General features: G+C 66.4%; 24 protein-coding genes. 8 read left to right on the forward strand and 16 right to left on the reverse strand.

The genetic code is table 11. The features are described from left to right. Window positions 1–745: 745 nt before the first annotated feature. Window positions 746–1240, reverse strand: coding sequence for an NUDIX domain-containing protein (locus tag HHX37_RS22560; RefSeq protein WP_182886661.1), 495 nt, complete (start codon window positions 1238–1240; stop codon window positions 746–748). A gap of 227 nt (window positions 1241–1467) precedes the next feature. Here HHX37_RS22560 and HHX37_RS22565 point away from each other — a divergent pair, with 227 nt between their 5' ends. Next, window positions 1468–1920: a hypothetical protein gene (locus tag HHX37_RS22565; protein ID WP_310740473.1), complete on the forward strand. Its 453-nt coding sequence runs from the start codon at window positions 1468–1470 to the stop codon at window positions 1918–1920. Window positions 1921–2122: 202 nt separating this feature from the next. Then, window positions 2123–2818: a PolC-type DNA polymerase III gene (locus HHX37_RS22570; protein WP_220503054.1), complete on the forward strand. Its 696-nt coding sequence runs from the start codon at window positions 2123–2125 to the stop codon at window positions 2816–2818. 183 nt (window positions 2819–3001) lie between these two features. On the opposite strand, the gene HHX37_RS22575 is transcribed toward HHX37_RS22570, so the two are convergent. The 4 genes from HHX37_RS22575 to HHX37_RS22590 form a co-directional block, all read right to left on the reverse strand. Further along, on the reverse strand, window positions 3002–4090 hold the full coding sequence (locus tag HHX37_RS22575) for an SIS domain-containing protein (RefSeq protein ID WP_182886663.1): 1089 nt from the start codon (window positions 4088–4090) through the stop codon (window positions 3002–3004). 53 nt (window positions 4091–4143) lie between these two features. Beyond that, window positions 4144–4950, reverse strand: a complete 807-nt coding sequence (locus tag HHX37_RS22580) for a BtpA/SgcQ family protein (protein ID WP_220503055.1) — start codon at window positions 4948–4950, stop codon at window positions 4144–4146. Window positions 4951–5241: 291 nt separating this feature from the next. Next, window positions 5242–5478 carry a DUF397 domain-containing protein gene (locus HHX37_RS22585; protein ID WP_182886664.1) on the reverse strand — a complete coding sequence of 79 codons (237 nt, stop codon included), beginning with the start codon at window positions 5476–5478 and terminating at the stop codon, window positions 5242–5244. After that, the gene (locus HHX37_RS22590; protein WP_182886783.1) at window positions 5475–6374 is read right to left on the reverse strand and encodes a DUF5753 domain-containing protein; all 900 of its coding nucleotides are present in this window, start codon (window positions 6372–6374) and stop codon (window positions 5475–5477) included. Before HHX37_RS22590 ends, HHX37_RS22585 begins: the two co-directional genes overlap by 4 nt. Before the next feature lie 208 nt (window positions 6375–6582). On the opposite strand from HHX37_RS22590, the gene HHX37_RS22595 reads away from it, so the two are divergent. The 5 genes from HHX37_RS22595 to HHX37_RS22615 all read left to right on the forward strand — a co-directional run bounded on the left by HHX37_RS22595 (window position 6583) and on the right by HHX37_RS22615 (window position 11465). After that, window positions 6583–8088: a transcriptional regulator, XRE family protein gene (locus HHX37_RS22595; RefSeq protein ID WP_182886665.1), complete on the forward strand. Its 1506-nt coding sequence runs from the start codon at window positions 6583–6585 to the stop codon at window positions 8086–8088. A gap of 54 nt (window positions 8089–8142) precedes the next feature. Next, entirely contained in the window at window positions 8143–9129 is a 987-nt protein-coding gene (locus HHX37_RS22600; RefSeq protein WP_182886666.1) for an asparaginase, read from the forward strand. 25 nt (window positions 9130–9154) lie between these two features. Next, window positions 9155–9625, forward strand: a complete 471-nt coding sequence (locus HHX37_RS22605) for a PPC domain-containing DNA-binding protein (RefSeq protein WP_182886667.1) — start codon at window positions 9155–9157, stop codon at window positions 9623–9625. A 975-nt stretch (window positions 9626–10600) separates the two neighbouring features. Beyond that, entirely contained in the window at window positions 10601–10978 is a 378-nt protein-coding gene (locus HHX37_RS22610; RefSeq protein ID WP_182886668.1) for a hypothetical protein, read from the forward strand. Window positions 10979–11138: 160 nt separating this feature from the next. Then, window positions 11139–11465: a hypothetical protein gene (locus HHX37_RS22615; protein ID WP_182886669.1), complete on the forward strand. Its 327-nt coding sequence runs from the start codon at window positions 11139–11141 to the stop codon at window positions 11463–11465. A 274-nt stretch (window positions 11466–11739) separates the two neighbouring features. Here HHX37_RS22615 and HHX37_RS22620 read toward each other — a convergent pair whose 3' ends face one another. Further along, entirely contained in the window at window positions 11740–12957 is a 1218-nt protein-coding gene (locus HHX37_RS22620) for a hypothetical protein (protein WP_182886670.1), read from the reverse strand. Window positions 12958–13129: 172 nt separating this feature from the next. Between HHX37_RS22620 and HHX37_RS37850 the strand changes: the two genes are divergently transcribed. Further along, window positions 13130–13636 (forward strand): NUDIX hydrolase, encoded by a 507-nt coding sequence (locus HHX37_RS37850; protein ID WP_307800810.1) that lies wholly within the window; start codon window positions 13130–13132, stop codon window positions 13634–13636. A gap of 20 nt (window positions 13637–13656) precedes the next feature. Here HHX37_RS37850 and HHX37_RS22630 read toward each other — a convergent pair whose 3' ends face one another. The 10 genes from HHX37_RS22630 to HHX37_RS22675 form a co-directional block, all read right to left on the reverse strand. Beyond that, window positions 13657–14190 (reverse strand): NUDIX hydrolase, encoded by a 534-nt coding sequence (locus HHX37_RS22630; protein WP_182886672.1) that lies wholly within the window; start codon window positions 14188–14190, stop codon window positions 13657–13659. Beyond that, entirely contained in the window at window positions 14187–15026 is an 840-nt protein-coding gene (locus HHX37_RS22635) for a class I SAM-dependent methyltransferase (protein WP_182886673.1), read from the reverse strand. The genes HHX37_RS22630 and HHX37_RS22635 overlap by 4 nt, the downstream gene beginning before the upstream one ends. Before the next feature lie 51 nt (window positions 15027–15077). Next, a complete protein-coding gene (locus HHX37_RS22640; RefSeq protein WP_220503059.1) occupies window positions 15078–16001 on the reverse strand; it encodes a DUF2797 domain-containing protein in 924 nt (307 codons plus the stop codon). A gap of 31 nt (window positions 16002–16032) precedes the next feature. Continuing rightward, a complete protein-coding gene (locus tag HHX37_RS22645) occupies window positions 16033–16734 on the reverse strand; it encodes a dTMP kinase (protein ID WP_182886674.1) in 702 nt (233 codons plus the stop codon). Window positions 16735–16751: 17 nt separating this feature from the next. After that, window positions 16752–17819: a hypothetical protein gene (locus tag HHX37_RS22650; protein WP_182886675.1), complete on the reverse strand. Its 1068-nt coding sequence runs from the start codon at window positions 17817–17819 to the stop codon at window positions 16752–16754. Further along, window positions 17816–18634 carry a hypothetical protein gene (locus HHX37_RS22655; RefSeq protein ID WP_182886676.1) on the reverse strand — a complete coding sequence of 273 codons (819 nt, stop codon included), beginning with the start codon at window positions 18632–18634 and terminating at the stop codon, window positions 17816–17818. The genes HHX37_RS22650 and HHX37_RS22655 overlap by 4 nt, the downstream gene beginning before the upstream one ends. Then, entirely contained in the window at window positions 18634–19332 is a 699-nt protein-coding gene (folE, locus tag HHX37_RS22660; protein ID WP_259406660.1) for a GTP cyclohydrolase I, read from the reverse strand. The genes HHX37_RS22655 and folE overlap by 1 nt, the downstream gene beginning before the upstream one ends. Next, window positions 19329–19739, reverse strand: a complete 411-nt coding sequence (locus HHX37_RS22665) for a 6-pyruvoyl trahydropterin synthase family protein (protein ID WP_182886677.1) — start codon at window positions 19737–19739, stop codon at window positions 19329–19331. The genes folE and HHX37_RS22665 overlap by 4 nt, the downstream gene beginning before the upstream one ends. 141 nt (window positions 19740–19880) lie before the next feature. Next, window positions 19881–20615, reverse strand: coding sequence for a 7-carboxy-7-deazaguanine synthase QueE (locus HHX37_RS22670; RefSeq protein ID WP_182886678.1), 735 nt, complete (start codon window positions 20613–20615; stop codon window positions 19881–19883). A 132-nt stretch (window positions 20616–20747) separates the two neighbouring features. Next, window positions 20748–21203, reverse strand: a complete 456-nt coding sequence (locus tag HHX37_RS22675) for an ATP-binding protein (RefSeq protein ID WP_208868378.1) — start codon at window positions 21201–21203, stop codon at window positions 20748–20750. Between the last annotated feature and the right edge of the window lie 157 nt (window positions 21204–21360).

Raw genomic sequence — 21360 nt, forward strand, 5'->3', positions numbered from 1 at the left:
AGCGCAGCGATTCCTCGCAACATCCGGCTCAGGAGAGGCTGGGTGGCTACCTGTTCAAGGATCGCCTTGCGCTCTGCTGGGTAAGCCCGCTCGGCGCGTTGGCCGGCGGGGTAGAGGTTGCGGTATACGGCAAGGACGGCATCCTCGCTCGTGGTGGCCGTCCGAGTGGGCGAGGGCGGCGTCATGGTGAGGGTTGGTTCTGGAGCGGTGCTGCTGGACTGGCAGGCAGTCACAGCGCTTGCCGTGACGACGAACATCGCCACCAAGGGCAAGGCTCGTTTTGGGCATCGCGAAACAACCCTCACCGGCCAGCACCTTCACCGTAGAAATTGGTCCACTACAAGCAGTCGCCAGATTAGAGTAGTGGCCCAACCGTGGCGCCTAACGGTCTGGTCATTCAATCATTACCCGCGATTTATCAACCGGCTAAGCTCTTATGGTGGCTGCCCTCTTGTGGTGTGAGAGGTGGAGCCCAAACCGCCAAAATTAAGTGATTCTCCGCCTGATGGGCGCTTGTTTCTAGAGCGCCCTAAATGTGCTCAGGAGTTCCGTGAACGTCTCGAACCGCAGCCTTGAAGGCGGCAAGGTATAAACCGCCAATGACGGCGGTTACCTGCTCGCCAACAGTCCGGCCATCGCTGTCCGTAGCGGCTACTTACTGCGCCCGCTGGCCCACGAGGTACTGGCTGTGGCGCTTGCCGACCGCGACGGCGGCGCTAACCTACGAGCCCGCGCATGGATCCGGCTACGGGAGCAGGCGGATGAGGCCGTCCTCCAGGTAAGCAGTCTGGCCGGCGTCTGCCGCCAAGATCGCCGCGGTCATCCTCCTCGCCAGGCCTGGCGGCAAGAGCTTGTCCAAGTCCGCGGGAGGAGCGAATACGTATTCGTCGAGCTCCTCGGGCTGCAGGCGGAGCGCCGCAATTTGGGAGTCAGTGAGCACGCCTGCGTTGAAGACGAACATCAGCCCGGCGTCCCAGGGCGGTGCCGGTGGCACCCAGTCGACACATGCGAGCTGCCCCACCGGCGGTGCGATGCCCAGCTCCTCCTGTAGTTCACGGAGCAGAGCACTGACGGGGGACTCCCCTGCCTCGACCATCCCGCCGGGGATGTCCCATTCGTCCTTGTAAACCGGGTGCACGACAAGCACCCGCCCCTCGTTGTCTCGGAGCAATGCGCCTGCCGCAGCACGAAGGCGGGGTACGGAGGCGACGAAGGCCAGGTATGACGCGGAGCCGCTCATGACGGCTCCGACACTACGATCCGCGCACGGCCTGGCGCCGGGGTATTTCCAAATCTCACGTGGAGGCAGCTCGTACACCACTGGGCGGGACGTCACCAGCAGGGAAAGCCGGCGTGTCGCCCACGGACTGTTCGTACCCTGAGCCGGTGCGTACCGGCTCTCTCGATACCCGTTTGATCGTTCTCCGCGGGAACTCCGGCTCTGGGAAGACCAGCGTCGCCCGGGCCGTGCGGGCTGCCTATGGCCGTGGCCTGGCGCTGGTCGGCCAGGACGTCGTACGGCGGGAACTGCTGCGAGAACGGGACGTGGACGGCGGTGTGAACATCGGCCTTATCGACACGATCGTCCGGTACTCCCTCGATCACGGGTATCACGTCCTGCTCGAAGGCATCCTCACCGCCAGCCGGTACGGGGCGATGCTGCAGTCCCTACGCCGTGACCACACCGGGACCAGCGCCTTCTTCTACCTGGACGTGTCCTTTCCCGAGACGCTCCGGCGGCATGACAGCCGCCCCCAGCGGTCGGAGTTCACCCCAGACCAGATGCGGGAGTGGTACCGCGAGCGCGACCTGCTCCCGGACGGGTGCGAGACGGTCATCGGCGAAGACAGCCCGCTGGAAGCGTCGGTGCGGCAGGTGCTGCGCCAAGCTCGCCTGACTCCAGCGCAGACCAACCAGTGACAACGCCTCCTCACGACGACGACCGCCTCGATCGGCGATGATGCCCGCCATCGCGGCGGCGGACCCGATCCGCACCGCTTGGAGCCCTCTTGGTCGTCTCGTACGCGCCGTGCCGTCGGACTGGCAGGCAGCCACAGCGCTTGCTGTAACGCCACCAAGGGCAACAGGCCCGCGTGTAGACCATCGGAAAAGAGACTCTGGCATGGAGCCCACCTACCAACTGACGCCACGCCCGGGCATGGAGCTGGCCGCTGATTCGGACTTCGCCCGCCACACTTTCGTGGTCATCGACTTCGAAGGGCTCACCCCGGCGGGGCGATCGCCGGTGCCGATCGAGGTCGCGGCCGTGGCACTGGTCCCCGCGGACGGCGAACTACAGGAGACCTGGCGGTTTGAGTCGCTGATCCGGCCGCCCGCGGACGTGCCGGTCACCGCCTTCGACACGCGCCAGACCGGCATCACGGCAGCGATGCTGGCCCGAGTGGCTGGGCCCGAGCACGTCATGGCCACCCTGGATGCCCTGCTGGACGCGCCGCCGTACCGGCTGGTCGCTCACGGCGCCGGCACCGAAGCCACACTGATCGCCCACCACGCGGCGCACTGCCCAGCCCTGGCGGCCACCCCACTGCTGGACACCGTCCGCCTGGCCCGCACCGTCTACCCCGAGTTGCCCTCGCACGGGCTGGATGCGTTGACGCGTTACCTGCGCATCCCGGTCCCCGCCGATCGGCACCGGGCGATGCCGGATGTAAGGGTCACCATCCAGGTGCTGCAACGCATCCTCGCCGAGAACGCCACGGCGGGCCGCTGGGCCAGCCTGCACGCCATGGACACGGTCGCCGGCCTGCCGCCCAAGCGGCTGCCCGCCATCGAAGGCATCCAGGACGAACTCTTCTGAATGCGGATAGACACACTGGCGAGATCACGTGCGCGGCCGCTCGGACCGCCTCGGTGTCCTATAGCGGCCGGCTACGGCCGCCGCTGCGTAGGCCGCCGTGCACGTCCACCCGACGGGCTGTACCTTCGCGAACCGCCACTGATCGCACACCATATGACCTAAGTAGCGGACGAACTCGCGAAATCACGCTTGACGATTGGTCTCGAAGGGGAGTCGTCCCAGCCGCCTGGCCACGAAGCAGGCAAGGTATCCCGCGAAGACGTGATACAGCAGCGGGGAGAATTCCTCGCGTACCTCGCCGTGTACCGGCAGTACCTCGTCAGCCGCCTTGGCCAGCTCGTCATCGGCGGCGTCGGCTACTGCGATGACGGTCCTGCCGAAGGAGCGGGCTCTGTCGAGAACCGCGTGTGCGCGGTCGTGGCTGCGGCCCGGAGGCGCGATCACGAAGGTGGGCAAGTCCCGTGGGCGGGCCAGGGCCTCGACGTGTTCCCATTCCTCCAGATCCTGACCGGCAGCGAACACTCCGGCCGCCTCGACGACCTTCGCCGCGGCAAACTGTGCGGTGCCGTACCCAGGACCGCTGCCGAGCATGATCATGACGGGCGCGTGGGCGATCCGCGCTGCGAGCTGTTCGCATCGCTCCCTGGCCACCGTCGCAGTGACTTCAATGGAGTCGGCTGCGGCGAGCAACTCACTGCGCAACTGCTCGGCTTCCGCCGCCGAGTTTCGGTCCCGACGGTGGCCCAGGCCGATGGCGGTCATGGCCATCCCCAGCAGGCTCGCCTGGTAGGTCCGAATCCCTGGCGACGGATTGGCGCCGGTCAGCGGCAGCACGAGCGCATGATCAGCGGCACGAGTGATCGCGCTGCCGGGAGTGGTGGTGATGGCCAGGGTCAGTGCTCCATGGTCGCGGACCCGCTCCAGTGTTTGCAGGACCCGTTCAGTACGGCCCGAGGCTGACGTGGCGATCACGACTGTCCCCGTGGGAAGGGCAGGAGGACGGTCCCAAGCCGCGCCGTACCGAAGAAGCCGAAGCGCGCTCAACGGCTCGCAGGGGACATCGGCCAGCGACTCGAAGGCCAACTCCGAGGAGAGCGAGGCGTGGAAGGAGTCGCCGTCCCCCGTCAGGTAGATGCCGGACGCCGTCACCCAACGGGCGTCGTCCAGCAGCATCTCCACCTGCTCGGCAGTGGGGCCGATCAGAGTGCGGAGGTCTGCGGCCAGAGCGTCGCCTTGAGCCAGCATCTCCTCCAGCGTGTAGGGGTGATGCACGGTGGTCCGCCTTCCGTCTCGTCAATCGCGGGGCATAGCCTGCGCCGCCGCCCTCACGGCTGCAGCCCGCGCATGACCTCTACGTACGCTTTGACCTTCCCGACATCGATGAGCCCGCCCCAGCCGCCGCGCTCCAGGCAGGTCCCGACGAAGGCACCGTCCGCCGCGCTCAGCAGCCGAGCGGCGTTGTCATGGTTGGTGTGGCCGGCCAGGATGATCGGCAGATCCGGCGTTGCGGCGCGGACCGCAGCGATCATCTCCAACACGATCGCCTCATCCTCATGACACAGGGAGACGGCGTCCGCACCGACCTGCCGGGCCGCCTTCGCCACCTGCCCGACGGTCTTGCCGCCGCCGAACCAGGTGTAGTGCATCGACTCCACCTCGGCGATGATGCCGACGTTCCAGGCGTCAATCTTTTTGCGGTACTCCATCACGGACAGGGGATCGGCCTCGACCATGCCGTGCGTCGTCAGAGTTGCGCCCACCAAGGCGCCCGCGCGTACGAAGGAGCCACCGGCGACCTTCGCCACAGCCAGCGACGCCTGCACCGCGTTGCGCATGAGCTGCACCCCGACATGGAACTCACGACGGGTGACCTGCGCGACGGCGCGAGTGATGACGCTCATCGCCGCGATCCGCGCCGGATCGGACTGCTCGCCGGTGCTGTAGACACGGTCCACGGTCTGGATCAGACACCCGTCCGCACCGCCCTCGTCCAGTGCACGAGCCGAAGCGACAGCGTCGTCGAGGATCTGCTCGAAGCTGCCCTCGCGATGAAACGGTGTCCCCGGCAGGGGCTGCAAATGAATCATTCCGAGGACAGCCTTGTGCCGCCCGGATGCCTCGAGGTTGTGCACGCCGCCTCCGATGATCAGTCGCTGTCGCGATGAACGTCGTACTCGTCATGCCAAGATCGGCAAATCCGACCATGTCACCTTCTCGGCAGACGGAACAGTGATGGGAAGGTGACAACGTCACATACGCTCGTGCGAGCCCGCGGCGTCCTTGAGATTCAGATCTCGCGGCGGCAGCACCGGTCACGACCTGCGCGGCCGATTCTAAATGAGGGCCGGAAAGAGGTTCCGGCGTGGTGGTCACTCATACAACGGAAGGCCGCGCGCGGTGGGCGACCTCGCTGGCACGACTCTCTAAAGGTTGAGAAGGAAGTCGAAGTCTCCCTCTTTCGCCCCCAGCAGCCACGCCTTGGCTTCGGCGGGCGTGAAGACATGGGGCTCACGGTTGGGAGTCTGGGAGTCGCCGAGCAGGACGTAGCCATCTACGACGGCAACGCGAACGCAGTTTCCACCACCTCCGCTGTGCCGGGACACCGCCCACTCGACATTGGTCAGGTCGAAAGAAGACGGGTGCGGCTTGCGCGGTGTCACTGCTGTAGCTCCTTGATCTTTTCCTTGAGAAGTGCACGTGTATCGTCGGGGCTGAGCGCCCGCTCCCACAAATCGGTGAAGACCTGGGTGTAGCGCCCGACGTCCGCCTCGTCGTCGAAGTACACCGAACTGGCCATGGTCTCCACCCACGCGACGGCACGGGCGGCTTCGGGGAAGTGCATGAGCACGAAGGGGCCCGCCATCCCGGGGTGGCATCCGGTCGAGTCCGGCAGGACCCGGATTGCGTTTCGGGGTCGCTCGGATTCGGCGAGCAGTCGCTCCAGCTGTGTCTGAGTCACCGCCTGATCTCCGACGATGGGGCGGAGCGCGCCCTCGTCGATGAGAGCGCGGAAGTCCTTGAGTGCGCCGTCCGACATCTGCTGCTGCCGGTCCATGCGAACGTCTACGAGGGCTCTGACCTCCGCGGGCCTCAGTTCGGGACGCATACCAGCGATCACAATCCGGGCGTAGTCCGGAGTCTGGAGGAGTCCCGGAATGAGAGTCCTCTCGTAGTTGAAGAGTGCGGCGGCCCGACGCTCCATCTTCAGAAAACCTTCGAACTGCATGGGGCCAAGCAGCGCCTCGTTGCGCCGCCACAGCGCAGGCCGTGGTCGGCCGGTCGGCATTGTGTCCGCGTTCACAAGCTGCAGGATCTCGGAGCGTTCGGTGGCGTCGGCTTGATAGCAGTCCAACAGAGCCTCGGCCAGCTCGCGCGAGACCCGGCGTCGTCGACCTCGCTCCAGCCTGCTCAGTCCGCTCTTGTCGATCCTTATGCCGCGTTCGCGTAGCACTGGGTGCTCGGCGACATCGCCTTGCGTCATGTTGCGGCGCTCGCGCAATTCTTCGAAGCGAAGCCCGACCTCACTGACGAGCAGCGACCATGGCGGTTGCTTCATTTCCGGCACGGGGGCCAGTGTGACGGCTCTCCACGAGTCGATACAACCATCTATTGAGCAATTTGCTCGACCATGTTGCTAACCCCGGATGGAGGGAGGATCCTGGCCCGGGGGCACAGCGGGCGGGGAGCCCGTTGCTCCATCTGGCACCTGCCGCTCTTGCGCCGCTGGACACCTGTCCGACGTTCGACTCGGGAGGACTGACGCGATGCCCCGCCCCACGTTGTTCCGCCTCCTGGTCCAGGAGCGCCACTGGGACAACTGGGTGGTGTTCTGCGACCACTTCGAGGAGGCGGCACGGGCGCTCGCCAAGGAGACTCGTGATCCTCGGCTTGCAAGCGTCACGGTGGCTCGGCGCACCTTCGACCGTTGGTTCACCGGCGACTGGTACGGGCGCCCGCAGAAGGACGCGGCGCGGGTGCTGGAGCGTCTCCTGGGGTTTCCCCGGACGGAGCTGTTCGCGCCGGCGCCTGATGTCCTCGAAGCCCGAAAGACGGTCCACGACCGCGGTGGCCTACGGGCGTCCATGAAAATTGGCCAGAGATGGCCCACGTCGCGGCTGTTCCTGTCCGCAGCAGATGATGTCGCGGACTCTTGGGAACTGGCGGGCCGCAAGGTCCTGGACGGCACCACCTCCGCTGTCCACTTCCTCCCGGCGGTACGGCGCGATGACGAGGTGACTCTTCATCCTCCGAACCCTGGAGCCCTTGCGAGGTTCCTCCGGCAGGCTCGGCGTGGCCTGGTCGTCGGGGTGGAGGAGCAAGGCGACGACCTGCGTCTTTACGTAATCGACTCCGTGAACGCCCGCAAGAATCTGGCCGCCTTCACCCCACAGGATGAAGGACTTGCGGTCCCCGCTGCCCACGAGCTGGACGACCTTTCGTACGGCATTCTGTGGTCCTTGGTGCAGCTCGACGACGCGCTCCTTGCAGACGACCGGGTTCTGGATGAAGAGCAGCAGGTGCTCAAGACCTATCTGCAGCTCCCACGCTCGGCACCCAGCCGAATGACCCTGCCTCTGCTCACGTCGGTCGGGGCGAGATGGCTCGGCTCCTCGTTCTGCGCGCAGCACATCCAACGTCATCTCGATGGAGCGCCGGAACCGCCGCTGTTCTGGACCAGAGAGCAGACGGGTGAGGAGGCGGCTGCTTGGCTGTTCTTCCGGCATAAGATCGCCTACCTGCGCGGCCTTCGGCAGCGGTTCGGTGGCGCGGCCAACTCACTGGCGCGGACGTTCTGCATCCCGGAGAACGAAATCGCCCGCACCGGCCGCTACGAGCGCGTGCTGCTGTTTCTGGCTATCGCGCTAATGGAGATGTACGGCATCCGCGTCCAGGTCACGACGCACCCCGAGTACTCCGCGGTTGACGGGTTCGCGCTGGTGCCCGGCGAGCGCGCGATCGTGGCGAACTGGGTGCGTACCGAAGCGCTTTGGGTGGCGGACATCACCACTGGACGGGCTGACCTGCGTAGCTACCACGAGGCCGTCAGGGACGCTGCCGAGCAGAGCATCCTGCAGGGCCCCGACCCCGAGACGAGGCTGCGCGCTCTGGCCGGTTATCTCGACCTGGACTGGAAATGGGTCACCAATCGGTGCAATGACCTGGGTGATTGCGGCTTTGCCAACGTGGTGAGGCCGCGCAGCAGACTGATCAGCATCGACGCCCTTGATGAGGTGCTGCGCTTTCTTGGAAGCCTTGCCCCCGATGGTTAGGCCCGCAAGGCTGACCCTGTCCAGCAGTCGGCCCCTCCCATAGAAAGGCACCCTGTGCCAGACAAGAGCCGCATCCTGGTGGTCACCCTCGGCGGCACCATCGCGATGACCAAAACCTCCGGTGAGACCGGCGGGGTGACGCCACGCCTGACCGGAGCCGACCTTGTCGCCGCGGTGCCCGGTCTGGGTGAAGGGGCCGCGATCAGCGTTGAGGACTTCCGCCGGGTCCCGGGCGCGTCGCTCACCGTGGACGACATCGCCGAGCTTGCCGAGCGACTTCGCAAAGCTGGGGCCACCGGCTCGGACGGCTTCGTCGTCACACAGGGAACCGACACCCTGGAAGAGACCGCCTTCCTGCTGGATCTTCTCTACGACGCCGACGCGCCCCTCGTGCTAACCGGGGCAATGCGCAACGCCGCCATGCCGGGGGCCGACGGGCCGGCAAACCTGCTGGCGGCGGTGCGCACCGCCGCCAGCACCGATGCCCGCGGCCTGGGAGCACTCGTGGTGTTCGCCGATGAGGTTCACGCGGCACGCCACGTCCGGAAGGTCCACTCCACCAGCATCGCCGCCTTTGCCTCACCGGGCGCCGGTCCTATCGGACACGTGATCGAAGGGGTTTCGCGGCTGCACTTCACACCCGAACGTCACCGCGCAGTGCCGCCGCCGGTACGGCCGGCCACCGTCGAGATCGTACACACGACCCTAGGGGGCGACAGCTCAGTGCTCGACGGCCTCGCGGGCCGCGCGGATGGTGCGGTTATCGCGGCGTTCGGTGCCGGCCACGTACCGCAGACCTGGGTCGAGCCTTGCCAGCGGCTGGCCGAGCGCATTCCGGTGGTGCTTGCCTCCCGGACCGGTGCAGGCAGCGTCCTCTCCAGTACCTACGCCTTCCCCGGCTCCGAGAGCGACCTGCTGGCCCGTGGACTGATCAGCGCCGGCCCGCTGGATCCGTATAAGGCGCGGCTGCTGCTCATGGCCCAGTTGCGGGCAGGAGCCGATCGCGCGACGGTCGAGACCGCGTTCGCCGAACGCTGCTGATCACACTTACGAGCAGGAGATCCGCATGCGCGCCACCCAGTTCAGCCGAGGCCGGGAGTTCATCTTCGCCATCGACCACGGGGAAGACTTCTTCACCTCACTGGAGAAGCTCTGCGCCGAGCACGAGATCCGCGCCGGCTACATCCCCACCTTCATCGGAGGGTTCGGCTCCGCCAAGCTGGTCGGTACCTGCGGCCCTCTGCAGCATCCCGAGGCCCCACTGTGGGATCACATCGAAGTGAAGACGCTCGAGGTGCTCGGCGGCGGAACGCTGGCCTGGGATACCGACAGGGACTGCCTGGCGCCGCACATCCATGTCACCGCCGGGCTGAAAGCCGACTCCGCCGACGGACGAACCAGCCACCTGCTTGCTGCTCAGGTGCAGTTCATCGCCGAGCTCGTCATCGTGGAGATCACGGATCCCCCCCTGACCCGCCCCCGGCAGCCGAACCTGTTCGACGTCCCGCTGCTCACTTTCGGGGTTCTTCGCAGTTGAGGGTGTATCCGCGGGGCGTGCGGCGATCGCTGAGTTGGGTCGAGCCCGTCGAGGCACACCCAGCGGGAGAGACTCACTTGTCCAGTTCAACCCGAGACCCCACCCGGCTGACGGTCGGCGCTCGCTCACTCCTCTTCGCCGCGCTCTTCGCAGGCAAGGGCGACGCAGCGCGCCAACACCCGCACAGTCCCCACGACCGCCACACCTGCTGCTCCAATGGAGGCTTTGCCCCCCACCTCTGCGGCCGCGTTCTTCAAGTGCCTCGGGTCTCGGGCCGCTCCCACCATCGTGTCGCCTCCAATGAGTGTCGACCAGACTCGATTCCAAGCGGCCTGTGGAAGTCATCGACGGCGATGCTATGGGGACGTCGAGCGCGCTCAAGCGCCTGGTCAGCCGCGGCATCCTCATCGAGACCGAGCCCGGAGTCGCTCGGGGGTACGTGAGCGCACTCACTCCAGCCCGACGGTGTTCAAGGAACCCAGATAGTTCCTTAGAAACCTTCTTGTTTGCCCTTCGTCGGCTGGGTATTCACTATCAAAGCGACTGTCTGCCCACGAAGTCTTGCCGTACGAACGAATATATAACTGTCCACTCGAAATTCTATACGTCCTATGTTCCGTGATGTTCTTTTGGCGGTTGGTGGTCTCCGTTACGAAGCCCTCATTCTGGTCCAGTAATTGCTGGATCACTTCCTTTGTCAAGCGCATAGCAGACTCCTTCCATGGGGTTGGCTCTCGTAATTCCGCCACAGATTCCAGATCGTAGTGCCCCCCGTGGGCAGGGGGGAGGTTCCTGTGCAAACGGGCAACACCTGCCACGAATGCCGGGCAACCTCCAGCTAGGAGGTGCCTGGTCAGCTCTGAAGCTCGCGCATCTCGGTGCGAGCCTTGCGTAGCTTCTCGTACGCCTTCCTGACCTTCTCGGCTTCGGCTCGGCCGTTGTACCAGGAGGTTTGCAGCTTGGGAGGGGATTTCCGTGAGCGACCCGATCGAGGTACCGGCCGAAGTGCTGGCCGTCTTCCGCAAGATCCAGGCCGTTGCCGACGCGACCGTCAACCTCCTCGAAGAGCTTCAGGCGCAGCCAGGCACGCTTCAGCTCAGCGCCACCGGCAGTGGAACAACAACAGGCAGCCTCTCCGTCCAGACCATCTACCCCATCGGCATCGCGTCCGAAGAAGACTTCGCCCTCCCCATCGTGGCCCTCAAAAAGCCCCCGATGCCGACGGTCCCCGAGGTCAAGATGGCGCATGCCTGGGTGGAAGGAAGTAAGACCGCCCTGAGGGCGGCCGAGCTTCTGATCATGGCCGAAGGACTGCTCCAGCTTGCCGACCGACTACTCGGCGTCCATCAGTAGGCCGGCTACTCGGCGTCCATCAGTAGGCCGGCGCCGGCCGCGGCCGTACGGTGGAGGCAGGTCCCATCTCGGTGGGTCTGAGCCGGCGGGTTGCCTGCGGCTACGGCCGCCCCGCCGGTCCCTGTGCCCGAAGCAGGACAGATTGTCGGGGGCGGCGGCTATGGTCACCAACGTGACTAACTCGAACATGCCGGACCTCACCCGGCTGCAGCAACTCCTGGAAGAGTCGAAGACGGTGGCCGCATCTGGAGAGGCCATGCTGCGCGACCCCGAGGGGTTCCGAATCAGAAAGCAGGCCCAGGACACCCTGGAGCAGGCGCTGCGCAACCGACGCATCGACGTCGCGCAAGAGGCCGCGCGAATCCTGGAGAACCTCAACGAGAAGGAAGCCGAGCTCCGGCGCGCCTTGGTGCAGCAAGCTGCGGTCGACAGCAATGCCGAGAAAGTGATTCGCGAGGTCCGCGAGGAGTTCGGCCACGCTGGCTGAGAGCCACGTATTTGCAGGCCGGGCCTCGACTGAGCCCCGGCAAACGGTGGGGACTCACGATCAGATCCACGACGGTCAGCCAGCGCAGCGTCATCGCGAAGAGCGCGGACCGGGCGATCGGCGTGGCGGGGGCGTCCTCGATCAGGTCGAGCGCCAGCTCGATCGCGCGCATGAGGACGTCGGGGTCGTCAAGGTCCTGCGCGGGCGGCAGCCATCCGTGATGTCCGTCGCCCATAAACTCACACTTCCTTCAACGGCGCAATTTGCAGGTGGCTCAGCGGGTCATTGTTGATTTAGGGGCCAGCTCAGGTCGGGCGGCGACGGTGTCGCGTAAGAAGCTGAGCTTGGAGTAGAAGGTGCGCTGCTCTGCCAAGCCGCTTGTCGAAAGGTGGTCCGAGAGCCAGCGGTCGATGCGTTCCATCTCCCGCAGTACCTCATGTTCGTCATGCTCCAGAAGGCTCCGCGAGCGCCGGTACTCCAGCTCACACTGCGACAGGACCACCTCGGGTGCCGCCATAAGGGAGCAGTGATCGAAGAAGATGCCATAGACGTGCCCGGTGCGCATCGACTCGCACTGGACGTCGTAGCGGACGCGCCGGAAGGGCGGCATAGCCCGCACCTGGAGGCCGAGTCCTGAGCGCAGGTACTCTCCGAAGCCGTCTGGAGCGACCTCGATGTCGGTGTACAGCTGCTCGCGGCGTGCGAAGGTGTCCTCCGCATACCACTTGCGCTTCAGCACGTGCTTCCCCTCGACGGTGGGGATGAAAGACGCGTAGCCGCGTTCTGCGTCGGGGGCTGTGACCTCGAAAAGATGGTTCTCGAAGGAGTAGATCTGGAATTCGTCGCGGTACTCCGGCCGGCAGTCGGGCAGCTCGCCGTAACGGAGGGCCTTCAGCAGCTCCATCGAGGCCGCCCAGATGTCCGTGCCCGGCGCCAGGTTGTACTTGTACTCCAGTTCTGTGCCCGCGAAGTGGGTGTGGAAGTACCTCAGGTGGTTGTTGAGCCGGAGCGCCGACGTCCTGTGTGCGGCCAGCATCGGGTCCAGCCAGCGCAGCGCTTCCACCGAGCCTCCGCCGACCGGCTCGCGAGTGACGCGGACGAAGCAGGCGTCCTCGGGGTGGAACCGGATCTGCGCGTACGCGTGGTATCCGTCAGGGTGTTCGGCCAGGTAGCACAGCGGTACCAGACCAGGATCGGAGGCCTCGCCGATCATCTCGCGCAGGGCCGCGCCGGCCATGGCGTCGGGCAGCAGGGCACTGCCCTCAATCAGGCCGCCTCCGAGCGGGGTGCTTTCTGCGGTCAGGGCGGTGACCTGGCACATACCAAGCGCGTCCCACCTCACGACTACCGTGATGCTCGGGACGCAGACCTCCTGCGAAGGCACCCGGACCAGGACGATCGGTTCGTCCGGGCGGCGGGGCGCGATCCCATTCAGCAGATGGACTCCTCCCAGGACGACCCAGGTGCCTCGCGGCTGCGCGTCATTGTCCATGGCTGGTACCTCCTCCAGGAGCGGGCACGTCAGCGTGCCTCTCCATGTCGTCGCTCTGGTTTCCGCTCGCTGCCTACACGGTGCGCGCCCGGAGGGTCATCCGGCCGCATCCACGGACCGAGCCGGGTGGCGGCATAGGGTGTGGCGGGTGACTCACGGTGTGCCTGGACAAGTGACCTTGGACGCGGCGATCGCTGATGCTCGCCTCGCTGTACTGGAGTTCGACGACGCTCGGGCCTGGCTGGATCGGGCCCGTCAAAGGCCAATGGAGCCGCTGGCGGCGGAGGTCTGGGTGACCGACCCCACCTGCAAGCACGTCCTGCTTGTGAGGCATCGCTGGCGCGGTTGGGTGCCGCCCGGAGGCAAGGTCGAGCCAGGTGAGACACCACGAGCCGCCGCGTCCCGCGAACTCGCTGAGGAGACCGGTCTGCGGGCTGAGCTGCTGCCAGTTCCGGCGGCGGTATCCGTACGTTCCTACCGTGCGGACTGGTCGCCGACGCTGGGCCTGTCGTATGCCGCGATCATCGACCGTGATGTCCCGCTCCACGGACAGAGCGGCCAGCCGCCGAAGTGGTTCCAACTCGGCGACGAGTGGGAGAGCGTCTTCCCCGAGGATCGCGACCGTATCCAGACGCACGTGCGCAGCCTGGCGGCCGAGCACCTGGGCGAGGTGGGCTGAGCCCCGTCGCGGACCACCCATCAGATGATCTTGTCGATCTGGGCGAGGACGTCGTATGGCAGCGTCAGAAGCCGAAGGTCGTGCAGGAAGCGGGCCCATACCGGCGTCAGCCCAGGTTGCTCCCTGAACTCCGGTTCGCTGATATGCCCGGTGGCGTAGGCAGCGGTGCGTTGCGCGTACCGCTGGAGCTGATCAGGGTGTATCCATCGGGGAGCGCGTACCTCTCGAGCGGACGGGCGGAGTGGACCGGTTGTCTGAGCCTGGTAGATCCACCAGCGGTGGCCGACTTCGCCGCTGATCGAGCGACGGCACCGGTTGAGCCGCCATGCGGTCAGCAGCAGGTCGAGGTGGGTGACTGCCATGCCTACTTCTTCGGCGACCTCCGCGATCGCGGCCTGCTCGGGGCTGCCGTGCTGGTCGATGTGACCGGCAACGGGGGCGATACCGGGGGGTGGCGTCCCCCGTTCGAACATCAGGAGTCCGGCCGGCGAGGAGATGAGCACCCCGACGCTTGTGCGGTCGCAAAGTGTGTCGGGGAAAGCCAGTGCGGTCATGGCTTCTCCCCAGGCCGTTGGGCGACGACGACGAGCCAACTCGTCACGATCGGAGCTTCGGGGGTGGTCAGGGCATACGCCTTGTCCAGGATCTCCAGGCGCTGCTCGTGGGTGAAGTCGCCGACGGGCCGGGCGAAGATCGGGATCGAGAGCCATGCCTTCTTCTCCGCCATGGTGCTGTGCTGAGCGGTGACCTCGGTGTCCAGGACGGTCAGCCCTGCGGCGGCTAGGTGCTCGGTGGCGGCCTCCAGTGACAGCTTGGGTTGTGCCTCCATGGCTAGGGGCGGCGTGTGGCCGTACTCGCGGACGGTGATCTGGTGGATCAGTGTGGTGAGCGAGGGGCCAGTGTGCGCGGTCTTCTCGTCCGGGTGGGCGACTCCCGCGAAGCCACCGCCGACGTTGAACACGAACCGGCCGCCGGGCCGCAGAACGCTCCGAACCGCGGTGAACACGGCCGGGACGTCGGTCTTCCAGATCGCCGAGTTACACACCACGGCGTCGACCATGCGGGGGACGTGCTCAGCGAGCTCCTCGGCCTGGGCGGTGACCCATGACAGGCGCGGGTCGGTCACGGTACGTCGACCAACTCGCTGCATGGCGGCGGCGTTGTCCAGGGAGATGACCCGGGCCTCGGCTGGGACCAGGGCGAGGACCGCCTCGGCAGTGGCGCCGGCTCCGCCGCACAGGTCGACCACCAGGCGGCTGACGTAGAGGCCTGCGCGCCGGGCCAGGTCGCGGCTGGTAGCGCCGTACATGGGGAAGTCGCGGGTGAAGGCGGCGTACGCCTCCGCGGTGGTGTCTTCGTCCCAGCCGAGAAGGGCGTCCTGGGGTGCCATGCTGTACCTCGCTTTGGGGAGAAGAGTCGCGCTCGGTCGCAGGGCTGAGGTTCAGAACAGGAAAGCCTGGACCGCGGCACTCGGGGAGGAGAACGGGCCGAGGACGATGCGGCGGCCGGTGAGCGCGCCGAGGTCGAGGACGTAGTGCATCTCCTCGTCTCGGTCGAGGACGGCGAGGATCTGTGAACCGATGCAGGAGACGGTGGCGAAGCCGTGCTCACCTTTCCGTAGGTCGTACGGATAGAGCGCCCGCTTAGTCCTGCCCGTGCGAAGGAGGTCCCCTTCGGCTGGCGGGGTCCATGCCTCCAGCACCAGCGGAGCGTTCATATCAGTGAGCGCGTCGGCGGCGTGCGCGACATGCTCCTCATGGGCAGTGCGGGCGGCAGCCAGGTCGATCAGGCCGGTCAGGGACTGGAGCTTGGCCGCGGTCCGTACGGTCTGCGGCAGTTGCAGGCGGCGGGCGAGTGCGTCTTCGAGATACCGAACCGCGCGGCCGTCGGGGCTCTTGGTCACGTAGGTAGCGAAAAGTGCGCCCTGTTCGTCGAGGCGGGAGCGCTTGCGTGGCTCGGCGGCGGTGCCGACCTTGGTCGCTCCGTCGGCGAAGGTCGCTAGGTACAGCCAATGCGGCTGGGCCATGTAGCGGACGAGCGCCTCGGGGGCGTGGCCGCCCTGATGGAACTGGTGGGCGAAGCGGAAATCGTCCTGCCGAGCGCACCGGGCGCACTGCCCGCTCTGCTCCGCGGGCGCGCGGTGGGGGCAGGCAAGGGCCTCCACACGGACGGAGTGGGCGAACTGGTACCGACCCGTGCACCAACGGCCGGCGTCGGTCACTCGGAAGCCGAGGCGCTGGCCCATGAACTCGGCGTACGCCAGCGGCCCACCGGGGAGCGGAGCGAGCAGCAGCCGGGGATCGCTGGTCGCCCAGGTGACGCCGTGGCACACGTACTCGGCGGCTTCGAACAGAGGCACTGGCACGATGTGTTCCTCGTCGTGGGGTGAGCGTGGTTCAGATGGCGAGCTTGAGGCGGCCGGCAAGGGCGTCGGCGACGGTCTTGAACACGGTGTCGCGGTCCATGTCGGTGACGTCCAGGGACAGCCAGTTGCCGCGTTGTTCCTGTTCGTTCAGTTGGGCCAGGACGGTGTCCTGGTAGCGGATGAAGTCCTCGTCGCCGCTGCCGGAGTGGCCGGTTTCCAGCGAGGTGAACTCGCCCTTGCGCCGCAGGGCTTCGTGGGCGCCGATGCGCAGAAAGATCACAAGATCGGGTTCGGTGAGGTGGGCGAATACCTGCTCGGCAAGGTGGGTGGGGACGGCCGGGTTGACCGCGTAGCGCGCGAGGATCTTGTGGTGCGCGTTGTCGAGAATGACGTGGGTACCGGCGGCCAGCGCGGGCTGGATAACGAGCTTGTCCTGGAGGGAATACCAGGCAGCCAGCGCCAGCAGCCAGTAGTGGTCGCCGCAGGCCTGGGCGACCCGCACGTCGCGGCGGTAGACGAGTTCGTTGAGCCGGTCCAGATAGGCGGATAGATCAGGGTCCATGAGGACGTCGGTGGTGTGCTTGCCGACAAGGATGGCCGGGTGGCCGGCGTCGAGCAGGGCAAGGTGCAGGCGAGCGGCGAGAGTGGACTTGCCCGCCCCGTCGATGCCGGTAACCGTGATCTGCCGCCCGCGGGCGGCCCTGTGGGTGGCAGGGTGTGCTGCGACCGTCATGGTCGTATCCCTTCGTTTCAGATGAGGCGGGCTGCCAGCCGGTTCGTGAGGATGTCGCGAATGCGGCCGACCAAGAGGGCGCGCCGCTGGATGACGTCACCGTGACGTTCATTCGACAGGTCCGCGGGGTAGTGGCGGGCGAGGTTGTTGGAGATGACGTGGAGGTAGCCGAAGCCGATCCCCGCGTTGCGCGCAGCCGCCCCCATCGAGCCGATCTCGGGATCCACAAAGGCGTGCTCGGCGTGCCTGGCCAGCCAGTCGCGGTTCTCCAGCAGGATCGATGGGGAGGTCACGTGGAGGCCCGTGTGCACACCGGGCTGGGCGACGGCGAAGTCGCCGAAGAAGTCGTTCCACGTGACGAGCTCACCGTCGACGAGGCTGGCATTGCCGGTCGCGAGCATCGTGTTGGGCTCGATCTGGGGTGCCAGAGCGCCGACCTTGCCCACGTAGACAACGTCGCTGGCCCCGAGCTCGGCCAGTCGGTGGACCACGCGGCCGGCAACGTCGCCCCAGATACTGTGCCGAAAGCCGAGGTAGACCACACGACGGCCGTGCATCGTGGCCCGGTGCCAGGCATAGCCCGGCCCGCGCGTCCATACCGCGTCGGCAGGTGCCAGATGCTCCAGCGCCCAGCCGACGATGACCAGGTCGCCATCGAGCCCGAGGTTGAGCTGCTCGACGGCCGCGCGGCACAGAGCTGGGCCGGGCAGTTGGTAGGTGACGTTGTCAGTGGGACGACCGGTCATCGCGAGGTACGTCGCGATGATCAGCCCGTAGTGGTGGACGTAGTCGGTGCCGGGGAACGCCTTGACCAGCAGGTCTCGGCCGTCGGCCTCTGCCGTGGGGCGCTCCCAGTTGAAGAGCTTGCCGTCCTTCTCGTACCGGGAGATCTCCGCTCGGCGGTCATATCCGCCAATGACCCGGATGCTGTCCCAGGGCTGTTCCTGAATGAGGTGGTGGACCTTGATATGCAGGTAACGCAGCAGGCGGCCCGGGCTCATTGTGTGCCCGTCCACCTCGATCGGCGCCGCAGGCAGAACCGCACTGGTGCTGCTGGCGAGCATCTGGTCGGGCGCGAGGCTCATGAGCGAGCCTCCGGGATCCGCACACTGCTGCCCGCTGCCGATCGGACGACGGCGATGTTCCGCCGGATCAGGTCGAACCGCTCCTCCGGGATCGGCCCGAGGTGTTCGATGCGCGGAGTCTTGGGCTTCTCATACGGCCCGTCGAGGAGCATCGCGATGCCCAGCGCGCCGAGCACGACTGGGGCGGCGCCGTCGACGGAGGCAATCCACTCATGCTCGCGCTGTTCGACCAGCTCCAGATGTCCGGTTCGGCCGAGGCCCAGCAGCCGGTAGACGATCCGCTCGTCGACCATGCCACGGTCCTCCAGGTAGCGGGTGGCTGTCCACCGCGTACGGCACAGCTGCTCCTCGGGAGCAGGATGCCGGGAAGCGGGCAGTGCGATCGCGCCGACGTAGTCGCTGGAGACGAAGTGGTCGTAGCAGCGCAGCCACTCCTCGTCGTCCGCTGCGTGCAGTACTGCGCACAGGCGGAACTCATCGCTCATATCGCGGATCTCACGAGCGGCCTCGTCGCTGGCCTTGATAGTCGCGGCTCCGTCCCGCATGACGTCCGGAAGGATGATCTCGCGGGCGCCGACGGCGCAAGCAGCCGCAACCAGATCGGCGGCCGGCAGAGCGTGGCCGAGATCGAAGACGCCATTGTCGACGATGATCTCCGCGCCACGTTCGGCCTCCCGACGGAAGAACGCCCGATAGGTGGAGTCGGACAAGAGGCGCTGGGCGGCCACGTGGTGCACGCGGGCCGGCTCCTGGGCGACGAACATCTCCAAGTATTCGGGCGGCGCAATCACCGAAAAGTCGATGGTTTTGGCCATCACACCGCTCCCCGCTGCCCCGCGGTGATGGTGAGGAATTGCTGGGAGAGGACCGGATCGTGCTTGAAAAGGCCGCCGACCTGCAGGGTGGTGGTGCGGGCGGCTTCCATCCGCACCCCTCGCATACTCATGCACAAGTGGGTTCCGCGGACGGCGACCGCCACATCCTTGCCGCCGACCACGCGGGCGATCTCGTCGGCGACCTGCCGGGTGAACCGCTCCTGCACCTGAAGCCGTCCGGCGTAGTGCTGAGTGATCCGCCCGAACTTCGACAGCCCGATCACCTCACCGTCCGGCAGGTAACCGATCGCGACCTCCAGGTTCATGGGCAGCAGGTGATGCTCGCACAGGGACCACACGCTCATGCCGCTAACCACGACGAGCTGAGCGCTGAGGCGGGTCTCCGTGAAGGACGTGACCATGGCACAGGGCTCGGGCGTCAAGAATGAGCTCCACCAGGACGCGACCCGGGCCGGCGTGTCGATTAGGCCCTCCCGCTCGGGGTCCTCGCCCAGCGCGGCCAGTAGCTGGCCGATCAGCTCGGTGACGCGCTTGGTGTCGACTGGCCTCGGCGCTGCAGGGCCAGGCTGCGCCGGCACGGCCGCACTCTGACCCGGCGCGGAACCGTAGACGGCGTTCGTCATGGACGTCGCCTCGGTTGCAATGGTGGGGGAATTGAACATGGGGTGGGCGCTCATCGCTCCTCCACGTCGAAGCGAGCCCAGCTGTGCTCCGTCTCCCGGACCTGGACAGCGACCAGTCGGCCGGGGATGCCCGGCTCGACGTTCTGGATGAACCAGCCGGCCAAGAACTGAGCCAGACGCTCAGAAGTCGGCTCGACGGGCATGATCTCGTGCAGGTTGTGGTGGTCGAGTTCGGTGTCCAGGAACCTTCTGAACGGCGCGAGGTCCCCGAAGTCGGTGACGAAGCCTGGGCCTTCCAGGGCCGCCGCGGTGAGGATCACCTCGACCTCGTAGCTGTGCCCGTGCTGCCGCGAGCACTTGTGCTCCCGCGCAAGGCTAGGAAGCCGGTGTCCGGCCTCAAAGTCGAACAACCTGCCGATGGTGTGCTTGCCCGGTGGGAGCGATACCGAGCTGAAGTCCATGGACTCCCCCTGAACGTGAGTTTCGGCGATACGAGCGGCTGGGGACCGCAAGCCAGGTGAGCGGCTGGTTGTGGGTTCTCCGGAAATGACGTGAGAGCGCCCCTGACCTGCGGGTCTGTCGGAGAAGATTCACCCGCAAGGTCAGCGGCCTCGCTTGTCACCCCACAGCAGTACGTGAAGGCGTTGGGTCATCGACCAGCCGCGGGCGATTACGTCGTCGGCCAGCTCGCGGGCCCGGGAGATAACCGCGTCGGGGGTCGTGCCCTCCGGCATCACGTACACCGGAGTCAGCCTGTAGCGCTGCACCAGATCCTCGATCTCGTCCAGGTCCGACCTGTCGGTAGCGACAAACTTGAAGGCCGAGCGACCGCTTTCGGCCAGGGCGGTCAGCGCCTCAGGGACGATGCGCATGCTCTCCGGCATGCCGGCGTTCGACAGCTTGGGCGAGACGTTGAAGCGGACGCCGTCGAGGAGGATCTCGGAGAGCGGCGCGAAGGTGCCATTGGTCTCGAACTCCACCCGCCGACCGGCTTCGACCAGGCGGCGCACCAACGGGACGAGCTGCCTCTGCTGGATCAGTGGTTCCCCGCCGGTGATCACTACGAGTGGCGTATTCAGAAGCAGCAGTTCGTCCCCCACCTCGGTGGCGCTGCGCCGGGACGACTCGTTACGCAGGTCGTATCGGACGACGTCCCAGGTGTAGGGGGTATCGCATGGCATCCGTCCGCTACAGGTCAGGTTGCATCGAGAGAGGCGAAGGAAGGTTGCCCGCGTGCCGAGGCTGGGCCCTTCGCCCTGGAAGGTGGGGCCGAACAGTTCGGCGACGATCAGGCCGGTTTCCCGTACCGAGATGGCAGCGGTGCTTTGCTCGCTCATGGTTCTCCTGCTCCGTCTGCAGGTTCTGTAGGTCAAACGCGACTGCGCTGCTCGGCGGCTGCACAGTTCACACCCAAGTGGTGGGAAGGTCACGCCGAGGCAGGTAGCCGGACGGCAGGTGAGACGCCTGTGTCATTGGGCACCGCCGGTCAGGTCGAACACGGCCACGACGGCTTTTCCCCCTTCAACCGCCTGGACCATCCAGGCAGTCGCGAACTGCGCGACCAGGAACAGACCGCGACCGCCCTCGTTCTCGACGTTGCCAACCTGGTCCACGGTTGGAGCCGTGGGGATGGCACTGATGTCAGTTCCGCGATCGAGGACGCTCACTGTGACGCCTTGCTCGTAGATGTCCAGAGTCATCGAGACGACGCCGTAACCGTGCTGAAGGGCGTTGCCGACCAGTTCATCGGCCACGAGAACCGCGTCGTCGATCTGATCCATGCTGGTGCGGCCAGTTAGTGCCGTGCGCACCAACTGTCGGGCGACTGACTGAGGGGCGGTCATGCCGCTGAGGTCGAAGTCGACGCGGTCGACCAGTTCTCCCAAAACGCACTCACGGACCAACTCGGCGGTTGTGGGCGACACCCTCGTCTCCTCGCAGGAGAGACGCCCTTCGGCGGGGGACCGATGTCGGCCCGGGCTCTACCGTGACGCGCCGTGCATGGCAGCGATACGCCGAACCGTCGCCATTTCGTGGCCATCTCTGGGAGACAAGCTGGATACAGGGGTCTTTCGCTAACGT

The sequence above is a fragment of the Microbispora sp. H10885 genome (genome assembly GCF_014161415.1).
Lineage (GTDB): Bacteria > Actinomycetota > Actinomycetes > Streptosporangiales > Streptosporangiaceae > Microbispora > Microbispora triticiradicis.